General features: G+C 69.5%; 15 protein-coding genes and 1 riboswitch. Of the genes, 8 read left to right on the top strand and 7 right to left on the bottom strand.

All coding sequences use genetic code 11. The annotated features are described in order from the left end of the window. Positions 1-11: 11 nt before the first annotated feature. Positions 12-2,021 carry a hypothetical protein gene (locus G4D86_RS29630; protein WP_163997428.1) on the bottom strand — a complete coding sequence of 670 codons (2,010 nt, stop codon included), beginning with the start codon at positions 2,019-2,021 and terminating at the stop codon, positions 12-14. A gap of 254 nt (positions 2,022-2,275) precedes the next feature. On the opposite strand from G4D86_RS29630, the gene G4D86_RS29625 reads away from it, so the two are divergent. Then, entirely contained in the window at positions 2,276-3,412 is a 1,137-nt protein-coding gene (locus G4D86_RS29625) for a parallel beta-helix domain-containing protein (protein WP_163997427.1), read from the top strand. 2 nt (positions 3,413-3,414) lie between these two features. Here the strand turns inward: G4D86_RS29625 and G4D86_RS29620 are convergent, their stop codons facing one another. Beyond that, complete coding sequence (locus G4D86_RS29620) at positions 3,415-4,710, bottom strand: carbohydrate porin (RefSeq protein WP_163997426.1); 1,296 nt, start codon at positions 4,708-4,710, stop codon at positions 3,415-3,417. Between the two features lie 92 nt (positions 4,711-4,802). Between G4D86_RS29620 and G4D86_RS29615 the strand changes: the two genes are divergently transcribed. Together G4D86_RS29615 and G4D86_RS29610 are read left to right on the top strand one after the other, a co-directional pair. Then, on the top strand, positions 4,803-5,699 hold the full coding sequence (locus G4D86_RS29615) for a hypothetical protein (RefSeq protein WP_163997425.1): 897 nt from the start codon (positions 4,803-4,805) through the stop codon (positions 5,697-5,699). Between the two features lie 129 nt (positions 5,700-5,828). Next, the gene (locus G4D86_RS29610) at positions 5,829-6,968 is read left to right on the top strand and encodes an esterase/lipase family protein (RefSeq protein WP_163997424.1); all 1,140 of its coding nucleotides are present in this window, start codon (positions 5,829-5,831) and stop codon (positions 6,966-6,968) included. A gap of 21 nt (positions 6,969-6,989) precedes the next feature. Here G4D86_RS29610 and G4D86_RS29605 read toward each other — a convergent pair whose 3' ends face one another. Beyond that, positions 6,990-7,931 carry a GAF domain-containing sensor histidine kinase gene (locus G4D86_RS29605; protein ID WP_240360548.1) on the bottom strand — a complete coding sequence of 314 codons (942 nt, stop codon included), beginning with the start codon at positions 7,929-7,931 and terminating at the stop codon, positions 6,990-6,992. Positions 7,932-7,964: 33 nt separating this feature from the next. Further along, a complete protein-coding gene (locus G4D86_RS53150) occupies positions 7,965-8,216 on the bottom strand; it encodes a hypothetical protein (RefSeq protein WP_240360536.1) in 252 nt (83 codons plus the stop codon). Between the two features lie 162 nt (positions 8,217-8,378). Between G4D86_RS53150 and dacB the strand changes: the two genes are divergently transcribed. The 3 genes from dacB (at position 8,379) to G4D86_RS29590 (ending at position 14,808) form a co-directional block, all read left to right on the top strand. Further along, a complete protein-coding gene (gene dacB / locus G4D86_RS29600) occupies positions 8,379-9,860 on the top strand; it encodes a D-alanyl-D-alanine carboxypeptidase/D-alanyl-D-alanine endopeptidase (RefSeq protein WP_163997423.1) in 1,482 nt (493 codons plus the stop codon). A 180-nt stretch (positions 9,861-10,040) separates the two neighbouring features. After that, on the top strand, positions 10,041-12,221 hold the full coding sequence (locus G4D86_RS29595; RefSeq protein ID WP_163997422.1) for a prolyl oligopeptidase family serine peptidase: 2,181 nt from the start codon (positions 10,041-10,043) through the stop codon (positions 12,219-12,221). 256 nt (positions 12,222-12,477) lie between these two features. Further along, the gene (locus G4D86_RS29590; protein ID WP_163997421.1) at positions 12,478-14,808 is read left to right on the top strand and encodes an immune inhibitor A domain-containing protein; all 2,331 of its coding nucleotides are present in this window, start codon (positions 12,478-12,480) and stop codon (positions 14,806-14,808) included. 58 nt (positions 14,809-14,866) lie between these two features. Here the strand turns inward: G4D86_RS29590 and G4D86_RS29585 are convergent, their stop codons facing one another. Further along, positions 14,867-16,849: a potassium transporter Kup gene (locus G4D86_RS29585; protein WP_163997420.1), complete on the bottom strand. Its 1,983-nt coding sequence runs from the start codon at positions 16,847-16,849 to the stop codon at positions 14,867-14,869. Next, a riboswitch (cyclic di-AMP (ydaO/yuaA leader) is annotated at positions 16,849-16,988 on the bottom strand. (Overlaps the previous gene by 1 nt.) An 86-nt stretch (positions 16,989-17,074) precedes the next feature. Further along, positions 17,075-18,184 carry a winged helix DNA-binding domain-containing protein gene (locus G4D86_RS29580; RefSeq protein ID WP_163997419.1) on the bottom strand — a complete coding sequence of 370 codons (1,110 nt, stop codon included), beginning with the start codon at positions 18,182-18,184 and terminating at the stop codon, positions 17,075-17,077. A 95-nt stretch (positions 18,185-18,279) separates the two neighbouring features. Here G4D86_RS29580 and G4D86_RS29575 point away from each other — a divergent pair, with 95 nt between their 5' ends. Continuing rightward, the gene (locus tag G4D86_RS29575) at positions 18,280-19,380 is read left to right on the top strand and encodes a D-TA family PLP-dependent enzyme (protein ID WP_240360535.1); all 1,101 of its coding nucleotides are present in this window, start codon (positions 18,280-18,282) and stop codon (positions 19,378-19,380) included. A 9-nt stretch (positions 19,381-19,389) separates the two neighbouring features. On the opposite strand, the gene G4D86_RS29570 is transcribed toward G4D86_RS29575, so the two are convergent. After that, entirely contained in the window at positions 19,390-20,382 is a 993-nt protein-coding gene (locus G4D86_RS29570) for a TIR domain-containing protein (RefSeq protein WP_163997418.1), read from the bottom strand. 238 nt (positions 20,383-20,620) lie between these two features. On the opposite strand from G4D86_RS29570, the gene G4D86_RS29565 reads away from it, so the two are divergent. After that, positions 20,621-21,946 carry a styrene monooxygenase/indole monooxygenase family protein gene (locus G4D86_RS29565; protein ID WP_163997417.1) on the top strand — a complete coding sequence of 442 codons (1,326 nt, stop codon included), beginning with the start codon at positions 20,621-20,623 and terminating at the stop codon, positions 21,944-21,946. The last annotated feature ends 14 nt before the right edge of the window (positions 21,947-21,960 follow it).

Genomic DNA, 21,960 nt, shown 5'->3' with positions numbered 1-21,960 from the left:
CGGCCCGGGTTTCACGCCTTTACGCGCCAGCGCGCTCCCCGAAGCCCCGGAGCCTGAAGCCGAACGTGCCAGTCCTGGCACGCACGAACGCCCCGCCCTGGAGACAGGCATGTCAGGGCACCTCGGGCCCGCTGCTCCCACTCCCGCGCATCATGCAGGGCGCGGTTTCCGGACGCGTCGACCTCGAGCTCCATGAGGGGCTGGCGCGTGGCCCACGCACGCAGGTTCTCCATCCACTGTTCATCCTCGATGACGCAGACCAGGAGCTGCAGCTGGTGGAGCGTGCCCGCGTCGTCCAGGTTTTCCTTCAGGACCGCGGTGAGGCTGGTTCTGTCGTTCCGAGTGCGTTCGAGCGATTGTTCAAGGTCGGTGGCCTTGCGGATCCCGAACTCGCGCAGGCTTTCGAGCAGCCGGGACGACATCTGGGATTTCGGACGCCTCGCACCACGCCGGCTGGAACGGGGTGGACAGGCCCGGCACAACCTACCCTTGGCGCCCTGCAGCCGGTCGACGTTGGCATGGAGGTGGAGAATGGCCTGGTCGACCCAGTCCAGGAGCCGGGGGGCCGGAATGCGGGTCTGCAACAGCAGCTCGATCACATCATGGTGTGCGAGCCCCTCGACGTTGGTGACGCCTTCGTCTTCCAGGCGGGCGCGGTCATAGAGGTCAATCCCCTCCAGGTTGGTGAGCGGCTCATGCGGATCAACGACCTTGCTGCTCGAGCCGGGAAGGAGTCGCTTCGCCTTCCGGAATGTGGTGCGCATGAGCTCGGTGATGAAGACCAGTCCCGTCTCGGGGATGATGCCCGTCACGAAGGCGAGCGTGTGCAGAGCTGCCCGCGGGTGGAGCCGCGTCTCTTGGGGGAGCATCTCTGGAGGGATCATCGCCCAGCTCTCATCGAGTACCCAGGCCAGGACCATGACAGTGAGGACGCGGGTCGCGATGTGGCTGTACGTCTTGGGTTGGAGGTCCCGGCGCGCGTAGCTTCGGAAGAGCGTGAGCAGCGTATAGAAGTACGCGCCCAGGAAGCCGAAGGCGAACGTGGTGTGCTGGGGCTGGATGAGTGACAGCACATCAGGCAGTCCCTGGGGATGGGGAGGGTTGTCGAGATTGAGCAGCGTGAGCGTCCAGCCGAGGCTGAGCACCAGCGAGGCCACGATCAGCGGTGAGCGCCGCGCAGGGAGGATGCCCGCGGAGCTCAGGTGTCGCTCGGGCCCGAAGGCCTCGTCCATGCGGGTGCCATACCGCGCCATCACGTCCTGCCGGGTCTGGACCGACGGGTCGAACCGGAGGATGTGGAAGATGAAACGGTCCCGAAGCGTTGCCTGGTGCTCCCGGTCGAAGGCGTAGAAGAGCATCGCGGGCAGCAGTGACAGCACGGCGACGAAGATGAGCTGCAGGGTGCGACCTGCCACGACGGACAGGTCAGGGCCAGGCTCATTGAAGGCCTTGGGCACGTCGCGTAGATGGGTCATGAAGTCCGTCGACGCGAAGATGACGAGGAGCGGTATTCCGAGCCCGACCGCGAAGAGCAGACACGTGTCGCGTTTCTGCCGGATCCAATTTCGTTGCTCCTGCCCAGCGCTCTTTTCTCGCAACAAGAGCGACAGCACCAGCACCACCACCAGCACCGCCGGGGCGATGTACAACAGCTTTATCGAGGAGATGACGGACTGCGGCACCAGCTTGAACCCCAAGATCAAGATGGGGACCCCGACGAGCAGGAGCGTAGCCATCAGGATCGTAGCCATCCGCAGCGCGAGTGTTCGGAGGAAGAGGCGCCAGCACATCCACCGGCCTGGCTCGGCTTGGAGGAGGACCAGACCCGCCTGCGCATGCTTCTCCAGCTCCAAATGCTCCAGCCTCGCGAGATCGACGGGCTTGTCCCGCTCCAGGGGGGAGAGGAGCAGCAGGGCTCCGTCGTGGCCGTGGATCTTCAAGCGGTGATGCGTCTGGTTCGTGACCCGCCAGCATTCGGCTTTGTGTGCGTCGGGCGCATCGCTGCGGCGCGAACCATTCATGTCACTCCCCCTTCGGCGGGCCCCGTAGCGAGGTGCCTTCAGAAGAGGGAGTCCGCGAGCGGCGCGTGTGACACGTGCTCGCAAGAGCGCATCCAAGTCGTGTCCGCCTGCCCGTCGTGCGGACGGCCCCGGGGGCATGGGTCTATGTCTGGAACCCCCTGCACGCTCCGCCCCGCGAGCCGCTTTCCGCATTCATTCCCGTGGGCAGTATGGCGGCCGGAGCTCGGCGTCTTCGCGCTCCCAGGAGAAGGTCCATGCGCCCGGTTCACCGGCTCTGCGCCGTCATCGCACTCATCTGTGCGCTCCCGGCCGTCGCTCGCACCCGCGTCGTCCATCCCGGTGAGTCCATCCAGGAGGCGGTGGACCGGTCCAGGCCCGGCGACACCGTGCTCGTGCTTCCCGGCCTCTACCGTGAGCCCGGCCGCCCCTGTCCCACCAACGCGGCCCGGACGTGCGCGGTCGTCATCTCCAAGGACGACATCCGGCTGATAGGGAAGCCCCGGCCGGGCGCGCCGGTCGTGCTGGAGAACGCGGGCGGACAGCACACCGGCATCGCCGTGGCCCGCGTCGGCGCTACGGGTGCCGAGTGCTTGAGCCAGCGCCGCCAGCGCATCGACGGGTCGCTCGTGGAGGGCTTCACCATCAGGGGCTTCGACAGGAACGGCATCTTCATGTTGTGCGTGGACCACTGGCTCATTGACTCGGTCGCCGCGCACGACAACGCGGCCTATGGCCTCTTTCCCTCGCATTGTGGCACCGGCCGGGTGGTCCGGAGCGTGGCGACCGGCGCGAACGACACCGGCATCTACGTGGGCCAGTCCCATGACGTGCGGATGGACCACAACCTGGCCTACGACAACGTCAATGGCTTCGAGGTGGAGAGCAGCATCCGCGTGCAGGTCGAGCACAACGTCGCGTTCCAGAACACCGCCGGGCTGGTGATGTTCATCGAGCCGGGCGCGGACATCCTCGTCAGCCAGGACAACCGCATCGCGCACAACGTGATGTATGACAACAACCGGCCCAACACGTGCGAGCCCGGTGACGAGGTCTGCATCATTCCTCCCGGCGTCGGCATCCTTTCCGTGGGCGGGGAGCGCAACCGCATCGAGAACAACTGGGTCTGGAACAATGACACCGTGGGCATCGCGCTCGTGGACTCGTGCAGCGCCATCGGGCTGGAGCCCGGTTCACCCGAGTGTGACGCGCTCGGCTTCAATCCCTTCCCGAGGGACACGCGCATCCAGCGCAACGTGGCCCTGGGCAACGGCACCGCGCCCGCGCAGCCGCCCGGCGCCGACCTGCTGTGGAATGGCACCGGCACCGGGAACTGCTGGCGGGACAACCTGGCCGTGCTGCTCGTGCCGCCAGTGCTTCCCCGCTGTGACTGAGCCTACCACCACGCTTCCAGCTGGGAGCCCACCGTCCAGCCCCAGGTGCCATTGCCATACGGAGCACCATCCGGCGTGACGCCGATGAGCCCGCGGAACGCGCTGCTCCACCAGGCGCCCGTCGCGAACAGCCGCAGCACCGGCCGGGTGAAGTAGCCCCGGCCCCGGGAGAGCTGGAGCAGCGCGGTGGCCTTGGTGAGTCCACCGCTCCTGGCGAGCGGTTCGTTGTCCACGTGGTCGTAGCCAAGCTCGAAGCCCACGTGCACGAAGTCAGTCACGTAGTACAGCGGCCGCACGCCCGTGCTGAACCAGCGCACCGTGTCGTCCTCGCCCAGCCCGCGGTCCTCCCAGCGCAGCACCAGCCCCCATTGAAGGGACCACGAGGTCCGCGGCTCCAGCAGAAGGCTGTTGTTGATTTCCCAGGCGCGCGCTCGCTCCAGGCCATAGCCCTGGTCCTCCCGGACGGGGCGGGCGTTGGTGGGGCCCTGGGTCAGCGCGGCGCCGTGCCGGTACAGCACTGCCACCGTGTCCTTGACCTTGTCGAGTCCGAACACCCGGTCCTGGTCATGCCAGAACCCGAGGCCAAAGCCGTTGCGCTCCGGGAATGACGCAGAGGTATTCCGGTGCCGGAGGGCGTACTGCCCCCAGAGAGTGAGGACGCCACTCGAGTTCGTTCGGAGCCCCGCGAGGCGCAGGTCCAGCGTGGTGCTGTTGAGCACTCCGCCCTCCGGCGCCTCCGAGTCCTCCAGCCGGAACACCACGGCCTTCAGCTCGCTGCCTCCCTTCAGACGCCTGTCCAGCCCGAGGCCGGCGTGCGCGCCCTGTCCGGGGTTGAGCCAGAAGTAGTCATTCAGGTGGATGTCCTTGCGTTCGTAGTAGCGCCGCCCGAGCCACACCCGGAACCCCGGCCAGAAGTTGTCGAACGCGAAGTACGCCTGAACGATGTCATTTATCCCCAGCTCGAAGCTCCGCCCCATGGGCGCGTAGCCTGCGGTCAGGAAGTAGCCCTGGATGGTGGGTGTGTCCGGGGTGTCACCGAGGCGGTAGCGCCCATCCGCGCCCAGCTCGAAGTACGTCTCCGGCTCGTTGCCGAGCCGGTACTTGGCCCGGGCCCCTGGCGCCGCGAAGGCGGCCTGCGTCGCCCCGCTCCGGCTGGTGCCGAGCCCGGCGCGGATGTAGCCGTCCAGGCGAAGCTCGAACCGCCTCCACTGGAGGTCGGGCACGTCCTCGTCCGCGCCGGCCGGCCCCGCCAGCAGGACCGTGAGCAATGCGAGCCCAACGAGTTGGTTCGCGCCCATGACCGTCCTCCCCTCCAGCACCGAGAGGATGCGCTGCCGGCCCGTTCCCAGGTGAGAGGTCCGTGTGCGTCATGGACGGATTCGCTCACCCAATGACATACGCTGCGCGCATGACCGCCAGCGCCACCCGCTTCGACATGGACGCGCCCGACTTCGAGGGGGCTTCGCGCTACTTCGAGCGTCGCGCCGTGCAGGGGCTCATGGACGGCTACACCTGGACGGGCGCCGTCACGCCCCTCACCGATGAGCACGGCGCGACCTGGGGCGCCCGCACGACCACCCGTGACTCCGAGGGGACCCTCCGCCAGTCCGTCTACGTGCTGGCTCCCCACCGGGGTCGGGGGCACCTTTCCCGCTACCTCGCGGCGACCGACCTCCCCTTCGTCACGGCCCCCGACTGCAACCTGGAGGCGTACTTCACCAAGCGAGGAGTGCCCTACGTCGTCTCGGGACGCTTCACGACGACGCGGGAGTACCGCGCCATCGAGCGCCACTACGGCTCCCGCAGGGCGGCGCGCAGCGGCGTCGACTACATGAGCCACATCGACGAGGGGCTCGGCGTGCTGCGGCACTTCGAGGCCAGCGACGCCGCGAGACGCGCGTGGTGCCTCCACCCGCTCGTGCAGAGCGACGAGGACCTCGCGGAGAGCTTCCCCCGCCTCCACGAGGTCACCGACTCGCCCCAGGTGCTCGCGCTCGCCATGGAGTACCGCAACATCGCCAACGCGTATCTGTCCCACCGCGAGGTGGCTTCGACCGACGAAATCGCGCTCGGACCGCTGCCGGACGTGGCCGACATGCTGCGCGCGGACAAGGTGCAGAACTACAAGGACTTCCTGCTGCACCACGAGCGGACGCATCCCCGGCGCGAGGCGCTCGACCGGTACTTCCGCCTCTGGCTCGAACGCCTGAATGTCTCCCGTGAGACCTTCGCCAAGCTCTTCGAGCGGCTCCAGGTATGGCCCGAGAAGGTCCGCCTCGGCGGTTGAGCCCCACACGCGCCACCGGGTCTCCGCGATAGGACCCGCGGTCCGAGACACCCGTCAGGTTGCTGGCAGAAGCCAGACACGAAGCCGCCACGCCGCTCCGCCGTGCGCTTGCAAAGCTAGACTGGCTTCATGGCCACAAGGCACCGCGTCTACCTTGTCCCCGGCTTCTTCGGCTTCACCCAGTTGGGCGACGCGGAAGCGGAGCGAATCGCCTACTTCCAGCACGTCCCCGAGTTGCTCCAGCAGCGGTTCAAGGCCCGCAACCTCGACGCGGAGGTCCATGCGCTGGCCTCGTCGCCCACTTCCGGGCTCGAAGCGCGTGCCCGCACCGTGCTCCAGGAGATGGCGAAGACGGAGACGGAGGACGGCGCGGACATCCACCTCGTGGGGCACTCCACGGGCGGGCTGGACGCGAGAGGCGTCGTCTCGCTCCGCATGGCCTCGGAGGCGCCTGCCTTCGTGAAGCGCGTGCGCTCGGTGCTGACGATTTCCACCCCGCATCACGGCACCCCGCTGGCGAGCTTCTTCCACCAGGGCGACGTGGGGAAGACGCTGCTGCGCTACCTGTGGCTCTTCACCTTCCTCGCCCTGCACCGCAAGGCGATGCCCCTCAGGACCGCCGTGCTCCAGGCGCTCTACCGGCTCGTCCGTCTGGGCGAACAGGCCGGCGTCCCGCCCAACCTCTTCAATGAGATTGCCAGGCTGCTGGCGGACCTCTCCGAGGGTGAGCGCGAAGGGCTCCTGCGGTACTTCGACCAGATTGGAGAGAACCAGGCGCTCATCTACGACCTCACGCCGGGCCGGGTGCGGACGTTCAACCAGGACACGCCAGACAGGGAGGGCATCCGCTACGGCTCCATCATCACCGGGGCACCGCCGCCTACCCTGCTGCGCCGGCTGTCGCCCCGCATGCTGTTGCCTCCGGACTCGCTCATCTACGGCATCTTCTCCGCCCTGTATCGAATGAGCACGCCACTGTCTCCAGAGCTGCACATTCCCGAGCGCACGGAGGAGCAGACCCGGGCGCTGCGGGAGGCCTTCGGCAGGAAGTTCGAGGCCTGGAGCGACGGCATCGTCCCGAGCCGCTCACAGGTCTGGGGACGGCTCATCCACGTCGTGGCCTCCGACCATCTCGACGTGATGGGCCACTTCGACCAGCCCGAGCAATACATCAGCTGGTTCAAGTCCGGCTCCCACTTCCGGGAGGAGCAGTTCCACGAAGTGTGGGAGCGGGTGCTCGACTTCATGGTGGGCACGCCACATGCCTGACGCCGCACTCCTGGCCGAGGCTCACTCCGTGCCGCGGGGCAGGCGGACGCGGAACGTCGTGCCCACCCCTTCCGTGGACACCACCTCCACGCTGCCTGCGTGGGCGCGGACAATCTGGTCCACGATGTAGAGCCCCAGGCCGATGCTGCGGCGCTCGCCGCCCTCCCGGGAGCCTCGGGTCATCGGCTCGAACAGGCCCGGCAGCACCTGCGCGGGAATGGGCGGGCCCTCGTTGCACACGGAGAGGACGACCTTGCCGCCCTGCCCTTCCGTCTTCACCCGGATGGGCGTCCCGGCAGGGCTGTACTGCAAGGCATTGGTGAGCAGGTTCGTGAGGACCTGGGCGATGCGGTCCGGGTCCCACGTGCCGCGCGCATCACCCTCGCACACCACGTCCAGCCGGCGCCCGGGCGTGGCCAACCCCACCTCGTCCACCACCTGCTGCGTCAGGGCATGGAGGTCCACGGACTGGGGGTTCACGGGAAGCGGCTTGCCCATGCGGGCCTGGGTGAAGTCGAGCAGGTCGCGGATGAGCCGGTTGGCCCGGTCCGCGGACTCCAGGATGCGGCTGAGGCCGCGGCGCGCCCGGTCATCCAGGTCCGTGCGGCGAATCAGCGTGGCGGCAGTCAGGGTGATGGCGTTGAGCGGGTTGCGCAGGTCATGGCTCACGATGCCAATGAGCTGCTCACGAAGCTGCGCGGCCTCGTGCGCGCCGAGGAGCTGGGCATCCCTCCGCCCCAGCTCGTCCTCCTGCTCGAGCTGATGGCCGACCAGGTCCCCGAGGTGACGGAAGACCTCCAGCTTGTCCTCGGACAGGTTGGCCGGGAGCGGGTCCAGCGCGCACAGCACGCCAAAGAATGAACCGTCCTTCCGGTGCAGCGGCACGGCGATATAGCTCTCGACGCCGTAGAGCTTCGGCGCCGGATGGGTCGTGAACCGGGGGTCCGTGCTCGCCTGCCTGATGAGGAGCGGCGCGACCGCGCCGCGAACGGTGCTTCAAAATGTCGTGGCGACTTCCAGCGTGTCACCGGGGTGCAGCCCGAAGTTCACCTCGTCCAGCACCGCGCAGCAGGTCCAGGAGTCGGCCGTGACACGCGCCACCACCCCCAGCCGGAGCCCCGTGGTCTCCAGGAGCAGCCGAAGCACTGTCTTCACCGCGTCGATGCGGCCGATCGCGGCAACGTCCGCCGCGATGGAGGTGTCAAGCGAAGGGCTGCTCGGAGAGGTGGGCTTCCGCGAGTCGGACATGGCAGCCTGAACTCTAACGGCCACCCGCGCTTCTCCAGGGGAAGCCGCATGAAAACCATGCCGGTGGGTCGCATACCGAACGGCCGACCCCGGACGGCGCCCCGTCCCCGCGCGCGGCGTTGCATGACACCGTGAGGCCACGGCGATAGCGTGGCCGGCTTCATGCGCCGCGCCCTCCTCGTCCCGCTGCTGCTGGCCTCCCTCTCGCTCGTCGGGTGCTTCCGCGCGAAGCGTCCGGAGGGGCCCACCTTCCCATCGCTCGCGCAGTCCCTGTTCGGCACCCTGGAGGACGAGGGCGCCCTGGCGAGCGCCTACGTGGTGGACGCGCAGACGGGTGAGCCCCTCTTCCACCACCGCGAGCACATGCGCCTGCTGCCCGCGTCCACCATGAAGGTGGTCTCCACCGCGTCCGTGCTGTCCGCCCTGGGCCCCGACTTCCGCTACCAGACACCCGTGTCCCTGGAGGGCAGCCAGGTGGACGGCCTCTTCCTGGGAGACGTCGTGGTGGAGGCGTCGGGAGACCCATCGCTGGGCTCGTGGCGCTTCCCGGAGACGGCGCTGGCGTGTGAGCAGGTGGCGGACGCCATGCAGGCGCGCGGCATCCGCCAGTGGCGCGGGCAGGTGCGCGTGCGCGGCACCGACGACGCGGACCTCCCCTTCGGCCCGGGCTGGGCCTGGGACGACGCCGCGTACGCGTACAGCGCCGCGCCCACCGCCTTCGTCTTCCGGGAGAACGTGGTGGACCTGTCGCTGTCGCGCGCGGACGGCGCGGACTGCGCGCAGCCGCCCACTGTGCAGCTCACACCCGCCTTCGCGTCGCTGCCCGCTGTCGTCAGCGTGGACATGAACGCCGAGCGCGCCAACCTCTCCTGCGTGCGCCAGCGCGGCGGCCCGGGCGTGCGCTGCGTGTGGCGCTCTCCCGCCAACCAGTGCCCGCGCACCGCCACCGTGAAGCTCGCGGTGGACGAGCCGCAGGTCCTCTTCTCCGCGTGCGTGGAGGAGGCCCTGCTCCAGCGCGGCGTGCCGCGGCTGCCGATGACGCTGGAGGCCCCCGCCCCGCTGCGCCCGCCCGTGCCCGAGCCGCTCGTCACCCTCGTCAGCCCGCCCCTGTCGGAGCTGGTGAAGGCCACCAACAAGGAGTCCCTCAACCTCTACGCGGAGCGGCTGGGCCTGCGCTTCACCCGCGAGCGCACCGGCGCGGAGTCGTATACCGCCCTGCGCTCCGCCATGGCCGACGAGCTCACCCGCCGAGGCATCCCCCTGCGCGACTTGCGCCCGGTGGATGGCAGCGGGCTGTCCCGCTACAACATGGCCACCGCGCGCGGCATGGTGCGCGTCCTCTTCACCAGCCTGCGCGAGCCGTATGGAAGTGCACTGGTGGACAGTCTGCCCGTGGCGGGCCAGGACGGCACGCTCGCCACCCGCCCCGTCACGCCGCGCACCGCCGGCCACATCCGCGCGAAGACGGGCACCCTCTCCGGACAGCGCTGCTTCGTGGGCGTGGTGGACCGCCCCGGTGACTCCCAGCACCCGCGCGTCGTCTTCGCGCTGATGCTGGGCAACATGGACGAGGGCACCGCCCTGCCCTCCAGCGAGGCCTTCGACCGCTTCGCGGCGGCGCTCGTGGAGCTGCCCCTGCACTGAGTCACCCGGACCTCCGGTGCACCGGGATTCACGGGGTGACGCGCCGCATTCCCTTCGCCTGGACGCTCGGGGCGCACCCGAACATCCGGGCGGCGGCGGCATTCCCATGACGGGGAAGGTGCACCCGGGCGTGGAGGACGTGGCAGGCTGCGCGCGACTTCCCCACCCACGAGGTGAACCGTGAAACTGAAGAGCGCATTGACGGCGGCGGCGCTGATGCTGCCACTGGCCGTCTCCGCTGCCCCCAAGGGCGCCGCGAAGACCCCCGCGACGGCGAAGCAGGAGAAGGTGGACACCTACCACGGCACGGAGGTGAAGGACGCCTACCAGTGGCTGGAGGCCTCGTCCGAAGCGAGCGTGAAGCAGTGGACCGACGCGCAGAACGCGTACACGCGCGGCATGCTGGACAAGCTCCCCGGGCGCGAGGGTCTGCGCCAGCGCGTCACCGAGCTGCTCTCCTGGAAGTCCCCGGGCTACGGCGGGCTCCAGGAGGAGGGTGGCACCCTCTTCGCCTTCAAGTCGCAGCCGCCAAAGCAGCAGGGCTTCCTGGTGGTGCTGGGCTCGGTGGATGACACGTCCAAGGAGCGCGTGCTCGTGGACCCCATGGTGGTGGACCCGTCCGGCCACACCACCATCGACTGGTTCGTCCCCACGCGGGACGGCAAGAAGGTGGCCGTCTCCATGTCGAAGGGCGGCACCGAGAGCGGTGACGTCACCATCTACGACGTGGCCACCGGCAAGGCGATGCCCAACGAGCTGGTGCCGCACGTGAATGGCGGCACCGCGGGCGGCAGCCTCGCGTGGAACGCGGACGGCACGGGCTACTTCTACACGCGCTACCCGCGCGGCGAGGAGCGCCCCGCGGCGGACCGCGACTTCTTCCAGCAGGTCTACTTCCACCAGCTCGGCACGCCGACGGAGAAGGACACCTACGCGCTGGGCAAGGACTTCCCGCGCATCGCGATGACGGAGCTGGAGACGTCCGAGGACGGCAAGCACACGGTCGCCGTGGTCGCCAACGGCGACGGTGGCGAGTTCATGGTGTACCTGCGCGGCCCGTCCGGTCAGTGGGCGCAGGTGTCGAAGTTCGAGGACAAGGTCATCCGCGCCGTCTTCGGCCATGACGACGCGCTGTACCTCGTCAGCCGCAAGGACGCGCCGCGCGGCAAGGTGCTGCGGCTGCCGCTGGCCACGCCCACGCTGGACAAGGCGACGGTGCTCGTCCCCGAGGGCGAGGCCAGCATCCAGGGCATCTTCCCGGCGAAGTCCCGGCTGTATGTGAATGAGCAGCTCGGCGGCCCCTCGCAGGTGCGCATGGTGGACCTGAAGGGCCAGTCGCTGGGCCTGGTGCCCACGCTGCCGGTGTCGTCGGTGGGCGGGCTGGTGGCCGCGGGCGACGGGGACGACGTGCTGTTCGTCAACGTCAGCTTCGTGCAGCCCATGGCCTGGTACCGGTACTCGGCCAAGGACAACAAGGTGACGAAGACGGCGCTGGCGCGCACCTCGCCCATGGACCTGAGCGACGTGGAGGTGGTGCGCACCGAGGCCACGTCCAAGGACGGCACCAAGGTGCCGCTCACCATCCTGAAGAAGAAGGGCACGAAGCTGACCGGGAAGAACCCGGCGCTGCTCACGGGCTACGGCGGCTTCAACATCTCCATCAGCCCGGGCTACAGCGTGCTGACGGGCCTGTGGCTGGAGCAGGGCGGCGTGTATGCGATTGCGAACCTGCGCGGCGGCTCGGAGTTCGGCGAGAAGTGGCACGCGGAAGGCTCGCTGACGCACAAGCAGAACGTCTTCGACGACTTCTATGCCTGCGCGAAGCTGCTGGTGGACCAGAAGTACACGCAGCCGAAGAAGCTGGCCATCCAGGGCGGCAGCAACGGCGGCCTGCTGATGGGCGCGGCCGTGACGCAGCACCCGGAGATGTACGGCGCCGTCGTGGCCCGCGTGGGCATCTACGACATGCTGCGGGTGGAGCTCACGCCCAACGGCCAGTTCAACATCACCGAGTACGGCACGGTGAAGGACCCGGAGCAGTTCAAGGCGCTGCGCGCGTACTCGCCGCTGCACAACGTGAAGGACGGGACGAAGTACCCGTCGGTGATCTTCACCTCCGGCGCCAATGACCCGCGCGTGGACCCGTTCCACTCGCGGAAGATGGTGGCCCGGATGCAGGAGGCCAATGGCGCCAAGACGCCCATCCTCCTGCGCGCCAACGCGGAGACGGGCCACGGCTCCGGCACCCCGCTCAACGCCCGCATCGAGGAGGAGGTGGACGTCTACTCCTTCGTCTTCAACGAGCTGGGCATGAAGTACCAGCCGCCCGCGAAGAAGGTGTCCGCCCCCGCGCCGCAGTGACGCGCGACTGAGCTGACGCGGGCCCAGGGCCCGCCGTGGACACGGCCCTCTTCCGTGTTCGCGGCGGGCCTTCGTATTGAACGGACCCCGCCGCGCCAGGTCGCACGGCCTCCAGAAATCGTTGCGCTGCGGGGTGTATCTCCGCACCCGTTACAACACGGTTGCATATATGTTTGAGCATCGGGTTATGTTGCTGCCCCAGCGGAAGCCGTGAGCACGCAGGGCCGGCCGGCACCGCCAGGTGAGCATCCCGACAATGAAGTCTGGAACGCAGTGGCTGAAGTGGGGCCTCGTGGCCCTCTCGGTGTCGCCCTCCGCCTGGGCGAAGAACCCGTACGAGGAACAGGACACCACCCCCGGGCCGGTGGCCCTCACCCGCCGGGGCGAGTCGGACGACGTGCCCCACGCGCAGGGTGAGCGGCAGCGGCAGCTGCGGGCAGAGGCCCTCAAGGACAAGGTGGAGGGCCGCGCGAAGGGCCGCGTCCACGAGGTGTCGAAGGGCCGCTACGTGGAGCTGGAGCTGGAGCGCACGGACCGCATCTTCGTCGTCCTCGCCGAGTTCGGTGACCAGGTCCACCCCGTCTACGGCAACCCGCAGACCAACCCCGGCGGTGACGTTCCGGGGCCGCTCCACAACCAGCTGGTGCAGCCGGACCGCGCCGTCGACAACACCACCATCTGGCAGGCGGACTACGACCGCGCGCACTACGAGCAGCTCTACTTCGCCACGGGCCCGGGCGTGGACTCGGTGGCCACCTACTACCGGACCCAGTCTTCCGGCCGGTACACGGTGAACGGCACCGTGCACGACTGGGTGCGCGTCCCGTACAACAGCGCGCGCTACGGCCACAACCTGTGCGGCCGCAACATCTGCACCAGCACCGGCCTCTGGTACCTCGTCAGTGACGCCGTCAACGCCTGGACGGACAGCCAGCTCGCCGCGGGGAAGACGCCGGAGCAGATCAAGGCGTACCTGGACACCTTCGACACGTGGGACCGGTACGACTACGACCACGACGGCAACTTCGACGAGCCGGATGGGTACATCGACCACTTCCAGATCGTCCACGCCGGCGAGGGCGAGGAGACGGGCGGCGGCGCGCAGGGGCAGAACGCCGTCTGGAGCCACCGCGCCTTCGCCTTCTCCACGGGCGACGGCACGGGTGGCAGCGGCCCCGCGTACAACCCCAACGGCGGCACCCGCTTCGGCCCCGTGGACAAGTGGGTGGGCGACTACACGATGCAGCCGGAGAATGGCGGGCTGGGCGTGTTCGCCCACGAGTTCGGCCATGACCTCGGGCTGCCGGACCACTACGACACCGCCTCGGGCTACGGGACGGATGCGGCCTTCTGGAGCATCATGGCCCACGGCTCGTATCTGGGACGGGGAACGGAGGACACCGGCACGCGCCCGGGTGACTTGTGGGCGTGGGACAAGCTGCAGCTCGGCTGGCTGAACTATGACGACGCGAAGGCCGGCGAGCGCTCCAGCCACAAGCTGGGCCCCGCGGAGTTCAACACCCAGGACGCGCAGGCGCTGCTCGTCACCCTGCCGCCCCAGGTGGACGACCACCCGACGACGCCGCCGTACGCGGGCCAGCACACCTGGTACAGCGGCGACGGTGACAACCTGGACCGCTCCATGGTGCGCACGGTGCGCCTGCCGTCCGCCCGCACCATCTCGCTCCAGTTCCAGACGTGGTTCGACATCGAGCAGGACTGGGACTACGCCTACGTCTCCGTCTCCACGGACGGCGAGCGCTTCGAGAACCTCCCCAGCACCATCACCACCAACACCGACCCCAACGCCCAGAACTTCGGCAACGGCATCACCGGCGCGTCCGGCGGCTGGATTCCCGTCACCTTCGACCTGACGCCGTACGCGGGCCGCACCATCCAGCTCCGCCTGCGCTACTGGACGGACGGCGCCGAAATCCGCCCGGGCTTCCAGGTGGACGCGCTGACCATCACCGCGAATGGGCGCACGGTGTTCTCCGACGGCGCGGAGAAGACGCCCAACGGCTGGACGCTCTCCGGCTTCCAGCAGCACGACGGCCAGCACATCTACATCGACCACTACTACCTGGCCGAGTACCGGCAGTACCGCCTCTACGACGAGGGCCTGGAGACGGGCCCCTACCAGTACCCGTATGGGGACCTCGGGCTCTACAACTACGTCGAGCACTACCCCTACGAGCCGGGCCTGCTCATCACGTACTGGAACACCCGGTTCAAGAACAACCAGACCAGCGTGCACCCGGGCCAGGGCCGCATCCTGCCGGTGGACGCGCGTCCGGTGCCGCGGCTCGACGGTGACGGCTGGTACTGGGACACCTTCATCCAGGTGCGCGACGCGACGTTCGGCCTGAGCCCCACGCAGCCCCTGTCGCTCAAGACGCCGTGGGGCCCGCGCGTGGACGTACCGTCGCTGCCGGCCGAGCCCGTCTTCAATGACCTGAACCCGTACTGGTTCGAAGAGACGTACTGGCTGGGCGTGCAGGTGCCGCCCACGGGCACCATCATCGAGGTCGTCAAGGAGAAGGAAGACGGCCGCTACATGCGCGTGAAGGTCCGCAAGGCGCGCTGACGCCGTGAAGGCCGTGCGAGGTGGCGGGCAATCCGTGCCGCCACCTCGCTGCGCCTGGCTACAGCTCCACCTGGGCGCCCAGTTCCACCACGCGGTTGGGCGGAATGCGGAAGAAGGCGGTGGCCGAGCGGGCGTTGCGGCTCATCCAGACGAAGACCGCCTCGCGCCAGCGCGCCATGCCCGGGTTCCTGCTGACGATGAGCGTCTCGCGGCCGAGGAAGAAGCTGGTGCTCATCACGTTGAAGGGCAGGCCCGCCTCGCGGCAGCGCTTGAGGATGTCTGGAATGGACGGGTCATCCATGAAGCCGTAGCGCGCGGTGATGCGGCGCATCCCCATGGGCAGGTTCTCCACCGTCACCCGCTCCGCGGACGGGACGTGCGGCACGTCCTCGGTGGAGATGGTGAGCAGCAGCGTCTGCTCGTGAAGCACCTTGTTGTGCTTCAGGTTGTGCAGCATCGCGCTGGGGGCAATCTCCGGGTTGCCCGTCATGAAGATGGCCGTGCCCGGCACCCGGTGGGGCGCGTTGTCGCCGAAGCTCTCCAGCAAGTCCCTCAGCCCGAGCGACGACGCGCGCAGCTTCTGCCCCAGCAGCTCGCGGCCGCGCTTCCACGTCGTCATCAGGGTGAAGAGGATGACGCCCATCGTCAGCGGCAGCCAGCCACCGTGGGCCACCTTGATGAAGTTGGCGCCGAAGAAGGCCAGGTCCACCGCGAGGAAGACGCTCGCCAGCGGCACCAGGACGGAGCGCCGCATGCCCCAGCGCTCGCGCGCGACGACGTAGGCGAGACACGTGGTGACGGCCATGGTGGCCGTCACGGCGATACCGTACGCGGCCGTGAGGGCGGTGGAGGAGCGGAAGCCCAGCACCACCAGCATCACGCCCAGCAGCAGCGCGATGTTCACGCCCGGCAGGTAGATCTGCCCCTGCTCCTCGGCGGAGGTGTGCACCACCTCGAGCCGGGGCCAGTAGCCGAGCTGGATGGCCTGCCGCGTGAGGCTGAAGACGCCGGAGATGAGCGCCTGGGAGGCGATGACGGTGGCGGCCGTGGCCAGCGCCACCAGCGGGTAGAGGGCCCAGTCCGGGGCCAGGTGGAAGAAGGGGTTGGTCGCGGCGGACGGGTCCCTGAGCAGCAGCGCGCCCTGTCCGAAGTAGTTGAGCAGCAGCGCCGGCAGCACCAGCGCGAACCACGCCAGGCGGATGGGCCGGTAGCCGAAGTGGCCCATGTCCGCGTACAGCGCCTCGCCACCGGTGACGACGAGGAACACCGCGCCCAGCACCAGGAAGCCGTGCCAGCCGTTGTGCACGAAGAAGCGAACCGCGTGCGTGGGCAGCACGGCCTGCAGCACCGAGAGGTTGCCCGACATCTCGTGGAGGCCCAGCACCGCGATGATGGTGAACCACACCACCATCAGCGGGCCGAACACGCGGCCGATGCCGCCCGTGCCCTTGCGCTGCACGAGGAAGAGCGCGAGCAGGATGACCAGGGCGATGGGCACCACGTACGGCGTGAAGAGCGGCGTGGCCACGCTCAGTCCCTCCACGGCGGAGAGCACGGAGACGGCCGGGGTGATGACGCCGTCGCCGTAGAGCAGCGCGGCGCCGAAGAGGCCGAGCGTCAGCAGCACCATGCGCCGGGCTCCGCTGCCCTCGCGCCCTCCGCGCTGCACCACCAGCGCCAGCAGGGCGAGGATGCCGCCCTCGCCGCGGTTGTCGGCCCGCATCACGAAGCCGAGGTACTTCACGGAGATGACGATGATGAGGCTCCAGAAGACCAGGCTGAGCACGCCCAGCACGTTCGCCGGAGTCGGAGTGATGCCGTGCTCGCCGCTGAAGCAGTCGCGTAGCGCGTACAGCGGGCTGGTGCCGATATCGCCGTAGACGATGCCGAGCGCGCCCAGGGCCAGTGGGGCCAACCGGGCGAGCGGCTCGGGGCCCGCGCCATGAGCACGGTGTCCAGGGGAAGACGGAGGAGAAACTGGAGCGGCCGAGCCCGCGGACGTTGGCGAGCCCGGCCCGTGACTGCTGGGGTCGGAAGACATCGTGTTCACCTCGACGCCTGCGGGGTTAGCTGACGGACTCGGGCTGAGGAACCTGCCCTACGCTCGCTTGCGAGCGACTCGCCCCAACGAACCTGGGTCCCCCGCTCCCGCTGACGGCGGGACTCGGCGTTTCGCGGCATAACTAGCCCCGACCCTGACAGGCCGCAATGGTCTCGAGGGAATGCTCAACAATCCCGGACACATGGCCCGAGGCCCGCCGGCCAGTCAGGCGAAACGGACCTCGAACGCCCGGGCCTCTGGTTCGACGAAGCGGAGCAGTCCCTCCCCCTCCCCGGTCAGCGCGTCTCGCGTCTTCTTCGTCAGCGGCTCGAAGGGCTCGACGAGGAGGGCCGCGGTGGTCTTCTTGCGCTCCACCTTCCACGTGCCGGTGACGAAGCCGTCCACCAGGAACGTGGCGGGAATGCGCAGGTTCTTCGTGATGAGCCGCGGGCGATGCGCATCCGCCACCAGTCGCGCGCGGTCGTCATGGCCGAGCACGAGGCTGTCGAACTCGGGAAGGAAGCGCGGGGGCGCGGGGGTGTCCTCCGGCGGGCGGGGCGCCTTGGGCAGGTCGAACAGCTCGCGGCCCTTCTCGTCGCGGAAGGTGCGCAGCTTCGGCTTCAGCGACGCCAGCACGTCCTTCAGCCCCTTGAGGCCCGTCCACGTCTGCACGTCGCCCACGGTGGCGGGGCCGAAGGCAGACAGGTAGCGCAGCACGAGCGTGTCCAGCGCCGCGCCGTTGCCCAGCGGCTCGCCCAGCCAGGACTCCGCGAGCGCGAAGTCCGTCGCGGGCGGGAAGCCCCACTCCGCATCCGTGGGGACCTGGACGAGTGGCAGGTACATGCGCACGAGGAAGCCCATGGCCCGCTCGTCTGCCTTCGGGTAGCGCTCCAGCAGGTGGTCTCTCACCTCCTCGAAGGTGCGGGGCTCCTCCTCCAGGTACTCGCGCGCGGCGAGGACGAGGGGCTCGATGTCCAGGCCCTTCGCGCGCTCGCGGAGCACCGAGTGCACCGAGGCCTCCAGCAGCGGGCTGAAGGCGACACGCAGCTTCAGGTAGTCCTTCGCGCTCGCGAGGTGCAGCGTGCCGCGCATCAGCGTGGCGCGGACGACGTCGCGCTTCTGGAGGAGCCGCGTCAGGTCGTCTCGCCGGAAGCCCTCGACGCGGGACCAGAGGCCGACGAAGGGCGGCTTCGCCTGCTGGGCCTGGAGCGCCACCAGTCGCTCCACAGCGCGAAGGACGGGAAGCTGCTCCCGCTCCAACAGCAACTGGCGCGCGAGCGTGGCGCGGTTGAGCTCTCGGGTCGTCAGCGTCGGGGAGGCGGTCGCGGTGGGCATGGGACCTCGGGGCCGGGAAGCCCGTGTGTAGCACTCCGCTGCATAGCAGGGCGCGCCCACCGCCCCCCTGGAGCCGAGTCGTGCGGGATGCCACCATGCGGTGCATGGACGCCAACTCGCTGGACTCGCTCGTCACCCCCGCCGCCCTCGTGGACCTGGACCGCGTGGAGGCCAACCTGAAGCGTGTGGCCGCGTACGCGCGCGAGCACGGCCTGCGCTGGCGTCCCCACACGAAGACGCACAAGACGGCGGAGCTCACCGCCCTCCAGCTGCGGGCCGGTGCGATTGGCGCCACCGTGGCCACGCCCCGCGAGGCCGAGGTCATGGCCAACGTCGCGGCCGACGTGCTGCTGGCCTACCCGCCCGTGGGCGCCGGACGGCTCGCGCGCCTCATGGCCCTGCCCCAGTACGTGAAGCTGTCGGTGGCGCTCGACTCGCGCGAGGTCCTGGAGGGACTCGGCCGCGCCGCCGACGCGGCGGGCCGCACCGTGGGCGTGCTGGTGGAGCTGGACATGGGCATGCGCCGCGTGGGTGTGCAGACGCCCGAGGACGCCGTCACCCTCGCGCGCGCCGTGGCGTCCACGCGCGGCGTGGAGTACCGCGGCGTCATCTTCTATCCGGGCCATGTGCGCGCGCCGCAGGCCGAGCTGGGCCCCGTGCTGCACGAGCAGTCCTCGCGCCTGGGCGGCTTCGTGGACGCGCTGTCCGCCGCGGGGTTGAAGCCTGGCATCGTCAGTGGCGGCTCCACGCCCACCCTCTGGCGCTCGCACGAGGTGGCCGGGCTCACGGAGATACGCCCCGGCATCAACGTGCTCAATGACCGCAACTCCGCCACCGTGGGCGCGTGTGACTGGAGCGAGTGCGCGTACTTCGTGCTCGCCACCGTGGTGAGCACCGCCGTGCCCGGCCAGGCCGTCATCGACGCGGGCTCCAAGGCGCTGGCGAAGGAGGAGGGCTTCGCGCCCCAGGGCGGCTACGGCGCCCTGCTGGACAGGCCGGAGGTGCTGGTGCGCGGGCTGTCCGAGGAGCACGGCCTGCTGGACCTGTCCGGAACCCCGTGGCGCCCGCGCGTGGGAGAGCGCGTGCGCGTGGTGCCCAACCACGTCTGCGCCTCCGTCAACCTGCACGAGCGGCTGCATGTGCTGCGCGGTGGCGTGCCGCACGCCACGTGGGCCGTCGCGGCGCGCGGCTGGTAGACGCGGCCTTCAGCCGAGCCGCTCCAGCTCGCGCGCCAGCAACGTCTCCAGCTCGCGGATGCTGCGGTAGATGATGCAGCGGTACGAGGCGACGTCGAACCGCAGCTCCTTCAAGTCGCGCACCAGCATGATGGTGGGCCGCCCCTTCCCCCACGCGTAGCCGACCTCCAGGTACACGTTGGGGTTGGCCATGGACAGGTCGGCGATGACGACCTTCGCCGTGTCGATGCGCTCCTTGATGCGCTGGATGATGGGGCCGTCGAACACCGCCTGGTCCACGCGCTCGCACAGCAGGCCCGCGGCCTTCACCGGCCCCTGGATGCCGTAGTGGTAGGTGTCCTCCAGTTCCGGCGCGAAGGGCATGGCCACGAAGGCGTGCGGCTTCGCCATGGACACCGTGCCCGCCGAGGCCATGGGCGGCGCCTGGACGAAGGCGCTCATCCGCTCCACACGGAAGCCTCCGCCCGGCAGCGCCGTCACGCCCTGCGTGCCGCTCAGGCCCCGCTCCATCGCCTTGCGCAGCCGGTTCGCCCGTCGCGCGTCCACCTCCACCACCGTGAAGCGCTCCAGCCCCTGCGGCCCGGTGCCGCGCTGGAAGGCCTCGACGAGGCCACCGACGAAGGCGAGCACCGCCTCGTCCTCGTCCAGCCCGTAGTTGGGCCCGTGCACCGTGCCCGCCACGTGCTTCAGCCCCGAGTGCGCCTCCAGCGCCTTCAGCGCGCGCGCCGTGAACTGGCGGATTTCGTGGTAGCCGAAGTCCCCCAGCCGCACCGTGCCCACGAAGAGCGCCAGCGGCGAGGCCAGGCTCCCGCGCGTCTCCACGAAGCGGTACTCCCCCGGCTTCACCTCCAGCTGGGACGGTGGCACGCCGGCAAGCTCCAGCCGCTGCGCAGCCGCGCCCGCCGCGCCGTAGAGCCGCTGTGCGTACTTGAAGACCACCGCGTCCGCGGACGTGTCCGCGAGGTCGCCCACTTCCAGCACCACGTCGAGGAACACGCTCATCACCCCCGACTGTAGGCGCTCCCGCCACGTCTCCCCAACCCGGCTCCAGCACGTCCGCACGGGAGGAAATTCGAAGCACTCCGCGAATTCTCAACGAATGAGTGCGACCAATTTGTAAGTCTCCATTCGTATTGTGCTAACTAGCCCGCGTTCCCGGGAAGCCGGGTACCCCATGTCCCCTGGGGGGGGTCCATCCCGACATAGCCACGACGGCATGCGGGACGCGGAGGAGAGACATATGGCGAGCATCGGCATCGTTGGCGCCGGCACGGCCGGTTTGCACCTCGGACTGAAGCTGCTGTCCCACGGCATCTCCGTGACGATGTACGCGGAGCAGGACCCCGCGAAGCTGCGCGCGGGCCGGCTGCCGAACACGGTGGCGCACCACGCGCCCACGCGAGCCCGGGAGCGGGAGCTGGGCGTGGACCACTGGGGCGGGCCGCAAGCGGACATGTACCAGGTGGGCATCCATGTGAATGGGCCGCAGTCCTTCGGGCTGAAGGGCCGGCTGGAGCACCCCACCATCTTCGTGGACTACCGGCTGTACCAGCCGAAGCTGGCCGAGGACTTCGTGGCGCGCGGGGGCCTGCTGGAGGTGCGCTCCGTGGACGCCGCGGCGCTGGAGGGACTCTCCACCCGGCATGACCTGGTGGTGGTGGCCACCGGCCGCAACGGACTGACGGCGCTCTTCCCGCGCATCCCCGAGCTGTCGCCGCACACGAAGCCGGCGCGCCTGCTGTTCGCCGCGCTGCTCAAGGGCGTGCGGATGCAGGACTCCATTGGCATGGAAGCGCACCTGGTGCCCGGCCAGGGCGAAATCTTCGAGGCGCAGGTCATCTCCCGCCAGGGCCGCGTTCCGAGCATCCTCATCGAGGCGCTGCCCGAGGGTGAGCTGGCGGTGCTGAGCACCCAGCGGTACGACGAGGACCCGCGCGCCTTCGAGGCATTGCTGTTGGACCGGCTGCGCCGCTTCGCGCCCGCCACGTACGAGCGGGTGAACCCCGCGGAGTTCGGCGTGCTGGGCCCCATGGACTGGCTGCAGGGTTCCTTCACGCCGATGGTACGCCGGGGCTGGGCGCCGCTGGCGAACGGCCGCTTCGTGGTGGCCGTGGGCGACACGCACGTGACGAACGACCCCGTCGCGGGCCAGGGCGCCAACGCGGCGTCGGCCTCCGCATTTGCAATGGCGGAGAGCATCGTGGCGGCGCTGGGCTCGGAGCGTCCGTTCGACGAGGCCTTCTGTCGCGCCACCGAGGAGAAGACGTGGGCCGCAGCTGCTCCGGCAACGCACTGGACCAATGCGCTGCTGCAGCCGCCCCCACCGCATGTGGTGGAGGTGCTGGTCGCCGGCAGCCAGGAGCCGCGCGTCGCGGACGCCATCGCCAATGCGTTCATGATTCCGGAGCACATCCTCGGCGCGTGCGAGAGCCCCGAGAGCGCCGCCGCGTTCCTCGCGAAGAACCGCCCCGCTCCGGCCCGCGAGCCGCAGCCCGTGGTGCCCGAGGCGCTCGCGTGGCATCCCCTTCCCGACGAGGTGGTGGCACCCGTGGTCGAGGTGCGCTGACCCCGGCCGCACAG

The sequence above is a fragment of the Pyxidicoccus caerfyrddinensis genome, assembly GCF_010894405.1.
Taxonomy (GTDB): domain Bacteria; phylum Myxococcota; class Myxococcia; order Myxococcales; family Myxococcaceae; genus Myxococcus; species Myxococcus caerfyrddinensis.
The sequence above is the reverse complement of the archived record's forward strand: the minus strand, read 5'-3'. Positions and strand labels throughout refer to the sequence as shown.

What these genes read in the sequence shown, in the direction of transcription:
- G4D86_RS29630 (WP_163997428.1), bottom strand. Translation starts at nt 2,021, where the DNA reads ATGAATGGTTCGCGCCGCAGCGATGCGCCCGACGCACACAAAGCCGAA.
- G4D86_RS29625 (WP_163997427.1), top strand. Translation starts at nt 2,276, where the DNA reads ATGCGCCCGGTTCACCGGCTCTGCGCCGTCATCGCACTCATCTGTGCG.
- G4D86_RS29620 (WP_163997426.1), bottom strand. Translation starts at nt 4,710, where the DNA reads ATGGGCGCGAACCAACTCGTTGGGCTCGCATTGCTCACGGTCCTGCTG.
- G4D86_RS29615 (WP_163997425.1), top strand. Translation starts at nt 4,803, where the DNA reads ATGACATACGCTGCGCGCATGACCGCCAGCGCCACCCGCTTCGACATG.
- G4D86_RS29610 (WP_163997424.1), top strand. Translation starts at nt 5,829, where the DNA reads ATGGCCACAAGGCACCGCGTCTACCTTGTCCCCGGCTTCTTCGGCTTC.
- G4D86_RS53150 (WP_240360536.1), bottom strand. Translation starts at nt 8,216, where the DNA reads ATGTCCGACTCGCGGAAGCCCACCTCTCCGAGCAGCCCTTCGCTTGAC.
- dacB (WP_163997423.1), top strand. Translation starts at nt 8,379, where the DNA reads ATGCGCCGCGCCCTCCTCGTCCCGCTGCTGCTGGCCTCCCTCTCGCTC.
- G4D86_RS29590 (WP_163997421.1), top strand. Translation starts at nt 12,478, where the DNA reads ATGAAGTCTGGAACGCAGTGGCTGAAGTGGGGCCTCGTGGCCCTCTCG.
- G4D86_RS29585 (WP_163997420.1), bottom strand. Translation starts at nt 16,849, where the DNA reads ATGTCTTCCGACCCCAGCAGTCACGGGCCGGGCTCGCCAACGTCCGCG.
- G4D86_RS29580 (WP_163997419.1), bottom strand. Translation starts at nt 18,184, where the DNA reads ATGCCCACCGCGACCGCCTCCCCGACGCTGACGACCCGAGAGCTCAAC.
- G4D86_RS29575 (WP_240360535.1), top strand. Translation starts at nt 18,280, where the DNA reads ATGCGGTGCATGGACGCCAACTCGCTGGACTCGCTCGTCACCCCCGCC.
- G4D86_RS29570 (WP_163997418.1), bottom strand. Translation starts at nt 20,382, where the DNA reads ATGAGCGTGTTCCTCGACGTGGTGCTGGAAGTGGGCGACCTCGCGGAC.
- G4D86_RS29565 (WP_163997417.1), top strand. Translation starts at nt 20,621, where the DNA reads ATGGCGAGCATCGGCATCGTTGGCGCCGGCACGGCCGGTTTGCACCTC.